The 13,724-nt window shown below is 69.6% G+C and carries 9 protein-coding genes and 1 pseudogene; 9 read left to right on the top strand and 1 reads right to left on the bottom strand.

Annotated elements, in window-relative coordinates:
* Positions 1–93 precede the first annotated feature (93 nt).
* Together D187_RS26825 and D187_RS26830 are read left to right on the top strand one after the other, a co-directional pair.
* A complete protein-coding gene (locus D187_RS26825) occupies positions 94–654 on the top strand; it encodes a hypothetical protein (RefSeq protein ID WP_002629486.1) in 561 nt (186 codons plus the stop codon).
* Between the two features lie 158 nt (positions 655–812).
* Entirely contained in the window at positions 813–2,162 is a 1,350-nt protein-coding gene (locus D187_RS26830) for an SGNH/GDSL hydrolase family protein (protein WP_002629487.1), read from the top strand.
* A 6-nt stretch (positions 2,163–2,168) separates the two neighbouring features.
* On the opposite strand, the gene D187_RS26835 is transcribed toward D187_RS26830, so the two are convergent.
* A complete protein-coding gene (locus tag D187_RS26835) occupies positions 2,169–3,578 on the bottom strand; it encodes a deoxyribodipyrimidine photo-lyase (protein WP_002629488.1) in 1,410 nt (469 codons plus the stop codon).
* A gap of 38 nt (positions 3,579–3,616) precedes the next feature.
* Between D187_RS26835 and D187_RS26840 the strand changes: the two genes are divergently transcribed.
* The 7 genes and pseudogenes from D187_RS26840 (at position 3,617) to D187_RS26870 (ending at position 13,487) form a co-directional block, all read left to right on the top strand.
* Positions 3,617–4,060: a hypothetical protein gene (locus D187_RS26840; protein ID WP_020918301.1), complete on the top strand. Its 444-nt coding sequence runs from the start codon at positions 3,617–3,619 to the stop codon at positions 4,058–4,060.
* Between the two features lie 88 nt (positions 4,061–4,148).
* Positions 4,149–5,501: a GDSL-type esterase/lipase family protein gene (locus D187_RS26845; RefSeq protein ID WP_002629490.1), complete on the top strand. Its 1,353-nt coding sequence runs from the start codon at positions 4,149–4,151 to the stop codon at positions 5,499–5,501.
* Positions 5,498–7,468, top strand: a complete 1,971-nt coding sequence (locus D187_RS26850; RefSeq protein ID WP_002629491.1) for a serine hydrolase domain-containing protein — start codon at positions 5,498–5,500, stop codon at positions 7,466–7,468. Before D187_RS26845 ends, D187_RS26850 begins: the two co-directional genes overlap by 4 nt.
* A gap of 138 nt (positions 7,469–7,606) precedes the next feature.
* Positions 7,607–8,458: pseudogene (locus D187_RS26855) on the top strand (serine/threonine protein kinase); the annotation flags it as partial.
* A 481-nt stretch (positions 8,459–8,939) separates the two neighbouring features.
* Entirely contained in the window at positions 8,940–10,232 is a 1,293-nt protein-coding gene (locus D187_RS26860; RefSeq protein ID WP_020918303.1) for an AHH domain-containing protein, read from the top strand.
* Positions 10,233–10,236: 4 nt separating this feature from the next.
* Positions 10,237–10,809 (top strand): imm11 family protein, encoded by a 573-nt coding sequence (locus D187_RS26865; RefSeq protein ID WP_002629494.1) that lies wholly within the window; start codon positions 10,237–10,239, stop codon positions 10,807–10,809.
* A 227-nt stretch (positions 10,810–11,036) separates the two neighbouring features.
* Positions 11,037–13,487, top strand: a complete 2,451-nt coding sequence (locus D187_RS26870; RefSeq protein WP_002629495.1) for an acylase — start codon at positions 11,037–11,039, stop codon at positions 13,485–13,487.
* Positions 13,488–13,724: the final 237 nt, after the last annotated feature.

Consider the following 13,724-nt stretch of genomic DNA (forward strand, 5'->3'; position numbering starts at 1 on the left):
CCACCAGGCGAGCCGCCCCCACTGACCTGCCGACATGTGCGGCGTGTGTAGCTTCAGCGTCACACCACACACGCAGTACGGAGGGGTTTTCCCATGATGACACCCGTTCTCACCACCAGCGCCTATGTCCTCCACAACCTCGGCCTCGCCGTGGGCTTTGGTGGCTCGCTCTTCGGCCAGGCGGCCCTCAATCCGTCGGTCAAGCTCATCAGCGACAAGCAAGAGCGCGCCAAGCTCGTCAACACGGCGTGGAACGGCTACAACATCATCAATGCCCTGAGCATCGGAACCGCCGCCATCACCTGGCTGGTGGGCCGCACCGCCATCAGCGGCCGCTTCATCTCGGCCGAGACGCGCAGGCTCGTCATCGCCAAGGACTTCCTGATGGGCGCCACGCTCGTCAGCGGCTTCGTCAACCTGCTGAGCGGCGGCTTCCTCGCCAAGCGCGCCCTCAAGGATGGCATCCCCATGGACTCGGGCTACAAGGCCTCGCCCGAGGCGCCGCAAGACGTCAAGAACGCCACCCGCCTCGTCAACGGCCTGGGCCTCTTCAGCATCATCAGCATGGCGGGCCTGATCGGCGTGTCCACCTGGCTGGACAACCAGGCCTCCACCAGCACCCGGTGGAACCTGCTCGCCCGCATCCTGCCGTGAGACCCCGGCACATCTGAGGCCATCCAGCCTCCTCCCGTCCACGTGATGGGGGGAGGTTGTCTCGTTTTCCAGGTTCCCGGAACGCGATTCCGACGCGGGTGCATCTCCCCATCCGCCGGGAGCGTGCACACCCTCTGGACGCGATCGGAGGGGTGGGTATGGGCGGATATGGACGAACGCGGTGGGCGGTGTGGACGTGGGCGCTCCTGATGGTGGGATGCGGGCCGTCGGACGGCCCCGCCGTGGAGCCCCCCATCGCCGGAGAGGAGCCGCCCGCGCTGGAGGCGCCCACGCCGCCCCAGGAGCAGCCCCTGCCAGATGTCATCGTCGTGGCCCCGGTGCGGCCCGATGACGAGCAGGCGAGCGATCCCCGCCCCGCCCCGCCGATGTTCCAGCCTGGCTTCCATCAGGCGCTGCGCTGGTCCTACGGCACGTCCCAGATGACCAGTGGCACCCTCACGGTGCGTCTGCGCGTGCCGGTGGGGCGCCCGGGCCAACGCGTGCGGCTCACCTTCCGCTCGGGAGACGGCTCGCTGACGCTGAGCAAGGCCACGGTCGCCAAGGCGGGAGCCAATGGCGCGCTGGCCTCGAGCCCGGTGGCGGTGACGTTCGCGGGTTCCGCGGGCTTCTCCGTGGGCGCCCGCGCGCTCGCGGTGTCCGATCCCATCCCCTTCACCGTGGGCTTCCGCGACGAGCTCGCCATCTCCTTCGAGGTGAAGGGCGCCCTGGGCGCCAGCGCCATCGAGACGCTGCCCGGCAGCTACCTCCGGTCGGGCTCCTACGCGAGCACCGCCGGCGCCCTGGGCGGCACGGCGTCGGGAGTCGGCCTGGGGCTGGCCACCGTGGACGTGGAAGGCCCGCCCTCCCGCGCCTTCGTCGCGATCGGCGACAGCATCACCGAGGGCTACATCTCCGAGCGGGACGACACGCGCAAGGCCTGGCCCTCGCTCGCCGAGGCCCAGCTCGGCGTCCCCGTCGTCAACTCGGGCGTCTCCGGCCAGGGCTTCTACGAGGAGCTCGAGCATCTGGATCAGGAGGTGCTCTCGCTCCAGGGCATCACCGACTGCATCGTGCTGCTGGGCACCAACGACTTGAGCTCACTGGACATGGGGGGGTTGCAGAAGCGCATGGAGACGCTCGTCACGCGCCTCCAGCCACGGTGCCGCACGTGGGTGAGCACCCTGCTGCCCAAGGAGAAGAGCAACCACGGCGACTACGAGGTGGTGAAGCGGGATCGGCTCGCCTTCAACGCCTGGCTGCGCACCACCTACGGCACCTCGCTCATCGACCTCGAGGCGGTGACGCGCCAGCCCGGCAACGTGCACCTCTTCCTCGATGGGTTGGAGGTGGATGGCATCCACCCGAGCGCCAAGGGCCACCAGGTCATGGCCGCCGAGGTGACGCGCGTGCTGCGCGCGGCGGGCGTGCAGGCCGCGGAGGGGGTGCAGGTGCAAGCGCCCACCGAGGATGCCTCGAGCGACGCTCCGCCCTCGCCTTCCGCCCCCTGAGGCACCTCAGTCCCCGTCGAAGCGGACTCCGGCCGCCTTCGCCTCGGCCACGAGGGCGTCCACCTTGCGGATATACGCGTCCATGTCCGCCTTGCGCTCCAGTCCCCCCGCGGACATGTAGCGCACGGTGCCGAAGATCTCCCGCCGGGCCCAGGGCCGGTCATGCAGGCCGAACACCCAGCCCGCGTTGGCGTAGGAGTTCGCGTCCCGCCCATCCAGGAAGTAGGTGTTGTTGAGCGTGAGCAGCGTGCGGTACGCGTGCTCCGGGGTGCTGCTCCACTCGAGGATCTTCTTCCCCCAGTACATGCGCATCGCGTTGTGCATGTAGCCCGTGTAACGCATCTCCCGCATGGAGGCGTTCCAGTACGGGTCATGCGTCCGCGCCCGCTCGAGCTGCGCCAGGCTGTACTGGTGCTGCCGCTCGTCGCCGCGGTGCTGGTGCAACGTCTCGCGCGCCCACTTGGGCAGGCAGTCGTAGGTGTCGTAATGAGGCGTGAACTCGCAGAAGTTCTGCGTCAGCTCGCGCCGGACGATGAGCTCCTCCAGGAAGCTCTCGCGCTGAGGGTCCGCCGCCTTCGCCGCGCGCGCCGCGAGCGCCACCACCACCGGGCTCACCTGCCCGAAGTGCAGATACTTGCTCATGTGCGACACGTGCCCGCTCTCCGGATGCGGCCGGCTCTCCTTGTACTCGGGCAGGTGGTCGGTGACGAACGCGCGCAGCAGGCGGAGCGCCTCGCTCGTGCCGCCCCGGAAGCAGTGGTGGACGGGAGGCACGCCGCGATCCACCTTCAGCTTGCCGAGCAGCGCATCCACGTCCTCCAGGTCCAGTCCCTTCACCTCCAGGCGCGTCGAGTCCGTCCGGAGCGGCGTGGGCGCGAGCGGCACCAGGTAGGCGTCCCACGCCCGGTGGAGCTTCGGCCGCAGGGTGCGCGCGGCCCACTCGGCCTTGTTGGAGGCGATGTCCACGGGCACCACCACGTCGCCCTCCACCTGGAACACCGGACAGGCCGCCTTGTCCGCCAGCGTGCGGCGCCACTGCTTCTGGTGACGCAGGTAGCCCCGGTCCGCCACCACGAGCGCCGCGCGCCGCGCGAGCTTGAGCGCCACCACCTCCGGACTGCCCCGCTGGACGACGAAGGGAATCCTCCGGCGCGCGAGCGCACGCGCCGTGTCGCGCAACCCCTCCAGCAGGAAGCGGTAGTGGCGCGCGTTGGCCTCGGGGTAGTCATCCATGAGGCCGAAGCCCACGAGCAGCGGCAGCTTCGCCTCGTTGGCGCGCTGGATGGCGAACTCCAGCGCCGGGTTGTGCTCGGCCCGCGCGCTCTGCTGCATCCAATAGAGGACGTAGTCGCCCTCGCTGGACTCCCGGGTGTTGAGCCGTTGGATGCGGCCGGCCTCGATGCGTGTGTTCGCCATGGTTCTCCCCTGCGCTCCGCGCGCTAGACTCCCACGTCATGGCTCGCCGCAAACAGGCCGATGAAACCACCCTCCGCGTGCGCAACCTGATCGCCCTGGATGCCGCGGGCCTCATGCGACGGCTCGAGGCGCGCCGCGGCGAGATGTTCGTCCTCTTCTCGCGCCTGCGCAGCCGCGAGCCCATGCTCCAGACGCTCGCCACGCGCTACACCAGCGCCACCTTCCAGGAGCTCGTGCACCTGCCCGTGCGCGAGCAATCCGTCGTGGACCACTTCTACGAGTGCCTCGACACGATGCGTTGGTACTTCACCTACACCGAGGACATGCCCAGCACCGCCCAGCAGACCTTCACCACCCTGCACCGCCGCCTGGAGGAGGCCCACCGCAAGCTCGTCGCCACGCTCGGTCCGCCCGCCTCCCCCGATGGGGTCACCGTGGTCGAGGGCGAGGTGTTGCGCCGCGAGGACAAGGCCCTCCCCTGAAGGGCGGGGAAGCAGGCGGCCCTCTCGAGGCCGCGCCCTGGCCGCTTCCTGTGTCGGCCCGGGGCTTTCGTCTAGAGTTCGCGCCCGAATGATCGACGCATCCCGTGACCAGCGGTGGAGGCTCCTCCCGCTCGTCCCCCTTCTCGTGTGCGTGCTCGCCTGGGCGCCCACGCTGCCCAAGCCCTCGCCCCGCGCGCTCCAACTGGCCGCGCTCGGCAAGAAGCTCGGCACCCGGCCGCCCCGGCTGGAGAACCCCTGCGTCACCCCGGCGGACGGCTCCTGCGAGCGCACCGCCCTCGCTCCCTTCTTCGAGTCGCTCAACGCCCTCGCCACGGGCACCGCCTCCGCCCCCACCGTCATCGCCGCGTTCGGCAACTCGCTCATCGCTGGAGACCGCATCGTCGACATCCTGCGCGAGGAACTGGGCGCCACCTTCGGCGACGCGGGCCGGGGCGTGCTGCTCGCGGATCGGCTCGCGTCCTATGGGCCCCGCGTCCGCTCGGGTCTCGCCCAGGGCGGTTGGGAGCCGCGCACGCTCGGGGAGATGAAGCTCGCCGAGCTGCCCTTCGGCATCAGCGGCGTCTACCACCAGGCCGCCTCCAAGGCCCGGAGCCGCTTCGCGCTGGAGGGTGAGGCCCAGGCCACCCTGTGGTGGTTCGATGCGCCCGGCAGCGGCCCGCTGTACGTCCACGTCGACGGCCAGCCCCTCACCACCACCCTGCCCCTGGGCACCGGCGAGGCCCATTCCCAGCGCTTCAAGCTCCCCGCGGGCGCGCGCTCCCTCGAACTCGTCGCCGAGGGCGGGGGCGCCGTGGTGCAGGGGCTCGTCCTGCAGCACTCCCGCCCCGGCATCGTGCTCGACACGCTCGGCGTGCCCTCCGCGGACGCGAACCTCTTCCTGCGCGCGCGAGAGGACCTCTTCCGCGCCCAGCTCGCCGAGCGCGCCCCGCGCCTGCTGCTCTTCATCCTCGGCGGCAACGAGGCCAAGCGCCTGGAGTGGCGCCGCTCGGAGCTCGACGAGGTCGAGACGGGTCTGCGCACCCTGGTGCGCCGCTCGCGCGCCGCCGTGCCGGACGCGGCCTGTCTCGTGGTCGGCCCCATTGACGCGGTGCGCGGAGGCACCGGTCCCCAGCGGCTCGTGCAGCGGCCCTTCCTGGACGAGGTCATCACCCTGGAGCGGAAGATCGCCCTCGACGAGGGCTGTGCCTTCTTCGACATGTTCTCCGCCATGGGCGGCTCGGGCGCCATCTCGCGCTTCGCCCAGGCCGGGCTCGTCCACGACGACCTCGTCCACCCGCGCGGCAAGGGGTTGGACCTGCTCGGACAACTCCTCACCGACGCGCTCCTGCGCGCCTGGGTGGACGCGGGCCCGGCCCCGGAACGTCCACCCGAGCCCCCCGCAGAGCCCCCTTCAGAGCACTCCACGGAGAGCCTCCCATGAAGAAGACGTTGCTCACCGCGCTGCTGCTGCTGAGCGTCCCGGCCCAGGCGGCCCCTCGGGCAGCCCCCCGCGTGGCCCGTGCGTCCGTTTCCGCCGAGTCCGCCACCGAGTCCATCCTTCCCCCGGCCCCGCCCTTCTCCGAGGACATCCAGCGCGCGTTGGATGAGCTGGTGCGCGCCGAGCTCGCCCGCGGCCCCCACGCGGGGCTGTCGGTGGGCGTGCTGCACGCGGGCAAGCGCTGGACGCGGGGCTATGGGTGGAGGGACCTCGCCCACCGGCTGCCCGCCACGCCCCGGACGACCTACCGGATGGCGTCCATCACCAAGTCCTTCACCGCCGTGGCCGTGCTCCAGCTCGCCCAACAGGGAAAGCTCGGGCTCGACGCGGAGATCCAATCGCTCGTGCCGGCCTTCCCCCCGAAGGAGTGGCCCGTCACCGTACGCGAGCTGCTCGGGCACCTGGGCGGCGTGCCGAACTACGACGGGCCCGAGTCCTCCAACAACGTGCGCCACCTGGACACCGCGGGCGCCCTCGCGCTCTTCGTCCAGAAGCCCCTGGTGGCCGAGCCCGGCACGAAGTTCGTCTACACCACCTGGGGCTACAACCTGCTCGGCGCCGCCGTGGAGACGGCCTCGGGCCAGGGCTATGGCGACTACCTGCGCGAGCACGTCTTCGAGCCCGCCGGCATGCGCCACGCGGCGCTGGACGACTACCGCACGCGCGACCGGCAGCACGCCGTGGGCTACCGCCTGGAGAAGCGGCAGCTCCTGCCCTCGCAGTACCTGGATGTCTCCAGCCGCTTCGCCGGCGGAGGCACGCGCGCCTCGGTGGAGGATCTGCTCGCCTTCGGGCAGGCCATGCTCCAACACAAGCTCGTCACCGCGGACACCGCGCGCCTCATGCAGACGTCCATGAGCACCCGCGAGGGCCAGCTCACCGACTATGGCATGGGCTTCGCCGCCTACCCGCTGCGCGGCCACTACACGGTGACGCACGCCGGCGGGCAGCCCGAGACGAGCACGCTGCTGGTGCTGCTCCCCGCCGAGGACGTCGTGCTCGCGCTCGCCACCAACCTGGAGAACGACGCGAAGCGGCTGCGGCGTGTGTCCAGCCGCATCCTCGAGACGCTGCTGGAGGACGGGCAGGTGCGCCGCGAGGCCTCGCTGGAGGATCCGGTGGACGCCGTGGTGCACGAGGGCCTCGCCCGGCTCTTCACCTATGGGCTCGCCTACCACCAGTGGGCGACACGCGGGCCCGGCGTCCTCCCCGAGCCGGGTGACTTGAGCGCGGCCTTCACCCAGGTGAGCACGTTGCTCGACCGCGCGCGCATCTCCGAGAACCCCCAGGAGGCGATGGCGCGCGTGCGCGAGGGCCATCACCCCCTCGCGGACTCACTCCTCATCCGCGTGGGCGCGCACATGGCCCGCACGCTGGAGCAGGTGGAGGGAGCCCAGGCACTGCTCGACCAGCCCCGGCGGGGCCCGCTCGCCTTCTTCAACGCCTATGTCGCCGCGTGCGAGCGGGTGAACTGCCCCGCGCCGCTGCGCTTTGGCGAGTCCCTGCGCGAGGACGCGCGGCGCTACGAGCAGGACTGGCGGCGCTCGCAAGTGTCCGAGTTGCTGCACGTCCGGCTGGACGAGGTGGCCCGCCCCGAGACGCTCTGGCCCACGCTGGAGGCGGCCACGGCGGGCGTGTCGACCCACCCGGACTACGTGGAGGAGATGCTGCAGGTCGCCGCGCTCCAGGGCCGCCTGGGACTGCGCGAGAAGCAGCGGCGCTGGCTCGAGCGCGCCGTGGCCCTCCACCCGCGCTCGGACGAGGCCCGGCAGGCGCTCGCGAAGCTCGTGGGACAGGACAAGCCGGCCCCCCGGAGCACCCCTCCCCGCGCGCCTCCGGTCGCGGTTCCCGTGGACCCCGTGCCGGACAACGCCGGGCGCCTGCCGAAGCGCGCCGCCCAGTTGGAGTAGTCCGGCGAGCCGGCGACGACAACGCGCCACGGGACTGATATCCACGAGGCTTCCCCGCGGGAACGGAAACGAGGGACTGAGCGCGTGACGCGGCAGATCGGCAAGTATCAGCTCATCCGCAAGCTCGCCACGGGCGGCATGGCCGAGGTGTATCTCGCCAAGGCCGCCGGGCCCATGGGCTTCGAGAAGACCCTGGTGCTCAAGCGCATCCTGCCCCAGCTCGCCGAGGAGCCTTCCTTCGTGAAGATGTTCCTCTCCGAGGCGAAGCTCGCCGCCCGGCTCACCCATTCGCACATCGCGCAGATCTTCGACTTCGGCGAGGCGGATGGCGCGTACTTCCTCGCCATGGAGTACATCGACGGGCCCAGCGTCGGCGAGCTCATCAAGAAGGCCGCGCGGCGACAGCAGGCGCTGCCGTTCACCCTGTGCGCCCGCATCATCTCCCATGCCTGCGAGGGGCTCGCCTTCGCCCACGGCTTCAAGGATCCGGAGACGCGGCGGCCCCTGCACCTCATCCACCGGGACGTCAGCCCGGACAACCTGCTGCTGTCGCACCAGGGCGAGGTGAAGGTGGTGGACTTTGGCATCGCCAAGGCCGCCGGGCAGAACCACCAGACGCAGGTAGGACTCATCCGGGGCAAGCTCTCGTACATGGCGCCCGAGCAACTCCGGGGAGAGACCCTGGACCGGCGCGCGGATGTGTACTCGCTCGGGGTGGTGCTCTATGAGCTGCTCACGGGACACCGGCCCCACGAGTCGAAGGCCAAGGCCGATCTCATGCGCGCCCTGCTCCAGGACGCGCCCACCCCCGCGGTGACGTTCCGGCCCGATCTCCCCGAGCCCCTGCGGCGCATCCTCGATCAGGCGCTCGCCCGCGACCCCGGGCTGCGCTACCAGGACTGTGTCGCCTTCCAGGCGGACCTGGAGGAGTTCATCGTCGAGTCCGGCAAGCCGGTGACGGCGCAGCACCTCGCCCAGCTCATCACCCAGCTCGACGCCGAGCCCGAACTGCCGCAGTACCCCCGGCTCGACACCGCGGTCCACCACAGGCTCGCCCCCGAGACACCAGGGCTCGTGCCGCGGCCCGGCGACGCGCTCCCGGAACTCCCTCCCCTGTCCACGGGGAGCCACGAGCCCGTCCCCCGGGTCGCGCTGGGAGAGGATTCGACGGACGAGACGATGGTCGCGCCCCGGACCCAGGAGACGCGAGCTCCTGAAGAGTTCTCCGGGGAGCCCTCCGGAGAGTCCCCCGCGCGCGGCCGCCCGGTGATCCCCCCCGCGCCCTTGTCCCTGAAGGTCCGCTCCGCCGCGCGAGCCGTCGCCGAGGCCCACACTCCTCCGAGGCGGATCCGCCCGTGGATGCTGGCACTGGCGGCGGTCGCGCTGCTCGTGATCGTGGAGCTGCTCCTCTGGTGGGCGACGCTTCCGTCCTGACATCAGATACATGGGGACATTGCTCTCGGGGAGCGCCATGAAGCTCTGCGGAATCGTCGCGCTGCTGCTGCTCGCGTCAGGATGTGCAACGACACGAGTCGTGAACCTGGACACGGGACAGGGGACGCCGATCGTCTACCAACCTGTTGATACCGACCCGATCGAGCTTGATGAAGCAGGGTTCAAGAGAGCTGTCGCGCAGCTCGTGCTCGACATGAACCTGAACGTCATGAAGGAGGAGTCCGAACAGGACACCCGGCTCTCGCTCCTTGCTTCGGCTCGAGGGGTGGCTGACTGCGCTCAGGGGTGCACGATGGCCTGGTCGTATGCGCGGATGGGCCAGCAGCGGAGTGACCCCAGATGGAGCCTGAATCCGCTCGCGAGAGGTTTGGCGCTGGAGCCATCGGAGCCGCGCATGATGGCGCTCTCCTTCGCATTCGATACGGTATGGGAAGGCGTCGAGGACGCGATAAAGGACTTGTCGAACCCGGCCGCCCTGCGCGCAATGGTTGTATCCATGGTTGGGACCGCACTTGTGATGTTGGTTGCACCCGAACCCATCACCAAGCTCGTTGCGATTGCGTTGACGGCATCATTGATCGCGTATCTCGGCACCGGCCCCGTGTGGAACCTCGGGCAGGGATTCCTGCGACTCATGGAGGAATCAAGAAACGCCCGTACCATTCCTGAGTTGGAGGTGGTTGGGCACCGTTTCGGGAAGGTGCTCGGGGACAACGGAGCTCGCGTCCTGGTCATCGCCGCCTTGGCCGTTCTCGGTGGCCAGAACGCGACAGCCGCGCAAGGTTCCAAGCTGCCGGGTGCTGCACAGGCCACGCTGAGGGCCCAGGTCGAAGGCGGATTCAAGCTATCCGCGGCGTGGGCAGGCGAGGTGCAATCGATCGCCCTCCCTTCGGCGGGCGTGCTGAACGTCGCGCTTGCTCCTACTGCCGTTGCAGCGGTTGCCATGGGCCCTGGAAACACCATACAGGGAGACCCCGAAGGCGATATCCACCACATCTGCACGAACAAGAACGAAATTTCTGAAACCTCCGGTGGCCCCTGGACACCTCTCTTTCAGCAAGTATTCGACCGGGCCAGGATGAGCCTCGACGACGTCGCGAACAAAGTGCGTATCCAAGGGCACAAGGGACCGCACCCGGCCGAATACCATAAAGAAGTGCTCAGACGTATCGATCAAGCCACGCTGGGATGCCGAGGCCCCGCGCAGTGCCGAGCCGCGTTGGTTGAAGAGTTGGTAAAGATTGCGCGAGACCTCACAACAGAGGGGACCAGGCTGCGTAAGCTCATCACGAAAAGTTTAAAGGGGTGACATCATGGAACGGCGCTTCTTTGATCTGAACATCGACGTCTACGTGCCAGGGCGTTGGTATCTCACGGATCCGACCCACCTCTCTGGAGACGAGATCGACGACATCTGGCGGTTTTCCAATGGCCGGCCAGTAGAGCTTCACGAGCGGCTGCGCATTCCAATCTACCATCCTGGGAAGCCGCTGGACTTCACTACCGCGGGAGCAGGGCGAACTCCGATTCTCAGCGAGAGGGCCGCATCCGTGTTCCGTGCGCTGGCACCGAGCGACACCCAGCTCTTCCCAGTCGAGGTCGAGGGAGAGACCGAGCCCTATTATCTGCTCAACGTGGCCAGGCAGATTCGTTGCATCGACGACGCGGCTTGTGAAGAAGTCCAGTTCTACACTGCGGAGGGTGTGCAGGCGCATCGGGCCGGTGAATACCGCTCCGTTTCCGGCCTACGTATCGACAAGTCGAAGGTGGGCGAGGCTCGCGTGTTCCGTCTCTGGGGCTGGCACCCGCCGATCATCGTCGATGGAGAGGTCAAGGAAGCGCTGGAGCGAACCGGCATCGTGGGTGGGCGGTTCGACGAGGCCTGATGAAAAGAGATGGGGTCGCACGGCCTCGTTCACTGTGACGCGTCGTGCAAGGCGCTTTCACGAGCGGGCACCTCACCCCGAGTGTGAGGGGGCGGCTGGCGTGCCGGCGTACGGATGACAGCAGGTCGTGTACACTCGCGCGCCGGTCCATTCGCGAACCGGGCACCGGGCCGGTCAGGTGTTCGCCGCGTGGACTGATGTGCCCTCCCCCTTCATCTGGTTGCTCCATGTCCGAAACGAACCGCTTCACCCCCCGCGCCACGCGCTGGCTCTCCGTGTTGGCCCTGTTGCTCGCCACGGGCTGCGAGGATCCGCCCGAGCCCCCTCCCGAGCCCCAGCCACCAGCCCCCCGCTACCAGGCGACCATCTACCGCACCGAGTATGGCGTGCCCCACATCCGCGCCGACAACCTGGCCGGCGTGGCCTTTGGTCAGGGCCATGCCTTCGCCCAGGACCAGGCGTGTGGCCTCGCGGAAGCCGTGCTCCGGCTGCGCGGCGAACAGGCGCGCTACCGGGGTCCGGAGTTCGTCGGCATCGACATCGCCCACCGGTTGCTGGATCCGCTGGGCCGGGCCGAGCAGCTACTGCCCCAGCAACCGCAGCCCGTGCGGGATCTGCTCGGTGGCTTCGTCGCCGGCTACAACCACTACCTGGCACGCGTGGGTCCGGCGAACGTGCCGGGCTGGTGCCACGGCGCGCCGTGGGTCGCCCCCATCACCGAGACGGAGTTGATGGCGCATCACCTGACGCTGGGGATGCTCGCCAGCAGCCTCCAGCTCCTGCCCGGCATCGCCGCCGCGCAGCCGCCCGGCACCACCACCCCGAGCCAGACCCCGCCCCCGGCCCTCAACTCCCTGGCGATCGCCAAGGGCAAGGACTTCGGCAGCAATGGCTGGGCCCTGGGACGCGAACGCACGCGGAGCGGCCGCGGCATGCTCGTCGCCAACCCGCACTTCCCCTGGGAGGGTGAGCTGCGGCTGTGGGAGAGCCACCTGAGCGTCCCGGGCATGCTCGACGTCTACGGCGCCTCGCTGCTGGGCTTTCCGGGCATCCTCATCGGCTTCAACCCGAACGTGGCGTGGACCCACACCTTCTCCTCGGGCCAGCGCTTCAACCTCTACCTGCTGCCGCTCGTGCCCGGCAAGCCCACCCGCTACTACTACGGCAACGAGGAGCGCGAGATGGTCGCCAAGGCCATCACCGTCAAGGTGCTGCAGCCGGACGGCTCGCTCGTGGACGTGACGCGCACCGCCTACAGCAGCCACTACGGCCCCATCCTCTCCCTCGAGGGGCTCGAGTGGAACCCGCAGTTCGCCATCTCCTACCGGGACGCCAACCGCGACAATGGCTCGATGGTGGCGCAGTACCTGGCCATGGCCCAGGCCGACTCGCTGCAAGCGCTCCAGCAGGCCCACGCCACCTATCAAAGCCTGCCCTGGGTCAACACCATCAGCGTGGATCGCCAGGGCCATACCTGGTTCACGGACTCGTCGCGCACGCCCAACCTCAGCACCAAGTCCCTCACCCGCTGGCAGGAGCAGGTGGGCGCGGGCGACACCCCGGCGGCGCTCGTCTACCAGAGCTCCGGCGCGGTGCTGCTGGATGGCTCGGACCCCTCCAACGAGTGGCTCGTCGAGGCCGGCGCCGGCCAGCCAGGAGTCATTCCCTTCGCGCGCTCGCCCCAGTTGTCGCGCAACGACTTCGTCTTCAACTCCAATGACAGCCATTGGCTCACCCACCCGGCGGCCCCCTTGGAGGGCTTCTCCCCGCTGCAGGGCATCGAGCGCACGCCCCAGATGCCGCGCACGCGCATGAACCTCACGCTGCTCACCGAGGTGCGCGAGGGCGGCGCCTCTGGCGCGGATGGGAAGTTCACCCAGCCGGAGCTCAAGGAGGCCATCCTCGGCAACCGGGCCTTCACCGCGGAACTGCTGCGCGAGGAGCTCGCCGCCCGCTGCCAGGCCCATCCCTCGGCCACCGTCGAGGGCCAGACCGTGGACCTGACGCGCGCCTGCGCCACGCTCGCCGGCTGGGAAGGGCGCTTCGACCTGGGCAGCACCGGCGCGGTGCTCTGGCGCGAGTTCCTCGGCACCTTCTCCTTCTCGCAGACGTTCGACGCCGGGGCGCTGTTCGCCACGCCGTTCGATCCGGCCCACCCCCTCACCACCCCCGCGGGACTGCGGCCCGCGCCCGCCACCGGAGAGGATCCGCTGCTCACGCGGCTGGGCCGGGCGGTGCGCATCCTGGAGCAGGCGAATCTCGCGCTCGACGTGCCACTCGGCCAGGTGCAGAACGCCCCGCGCGGCGGCAAGCGCATCCCCCTCCATGGAGGCCGTGACATCGAGGGGACGGCGAACATCGTCGGCCGCAACGGCTCCATGCTGTCCATGGAGCCCCGCGCCCCTCAGGGCACGGTCATCAACCGCTCGACGAACCTGACCACCCAGGGCTACGTCATCAGCATGGGCACCAGCTTCCTCATGGCCCTGGAGTACACGGAGAACGGCGTGCGCGCCGAGGGCCTGCTCTCGTATGGCGAGTCCGAGGACGCCCAGTCGCCCCACTACAGCGACCAGACGGAGCTGTTCTCCGCGAAGCAGTGGCGCCCGATGCGCACCGACTGGCAGGACATCATCGACCACGCGGGCTCGAGCGTCGAGACCATCTCCCTGCCGTAGCAGCGACCTGGCCCTTTCCCGGCCGCGCCGGCCGCTGGAATGCCCCCCAATGGGGCGTCCCGGCCGGCGCGGACCCGTGAGGGAGCCCCGAAGGGTCCGGAAGTGGAGGAAACACGGCGCGGCAGCCCCGGTTCCGCACCAGCCGGAAAACGACAAGAGCGGCGCCTCCTGCTATTCATTCGCCCCGTCCGCACGCCGCACGGGCGACACCCCGTGATGCTCCGCGGGCCGCCAGAC

Origin of the sequence: Cystobacter fuscus DSM 2262 (assembly GCF_000335475.2) — a bacterium.
GTDB lineage: Bacteria > Myxococcota > Myxococcia > Myxococcales > Myxococcaceae > Cystobacter > Cystobacter fuscus.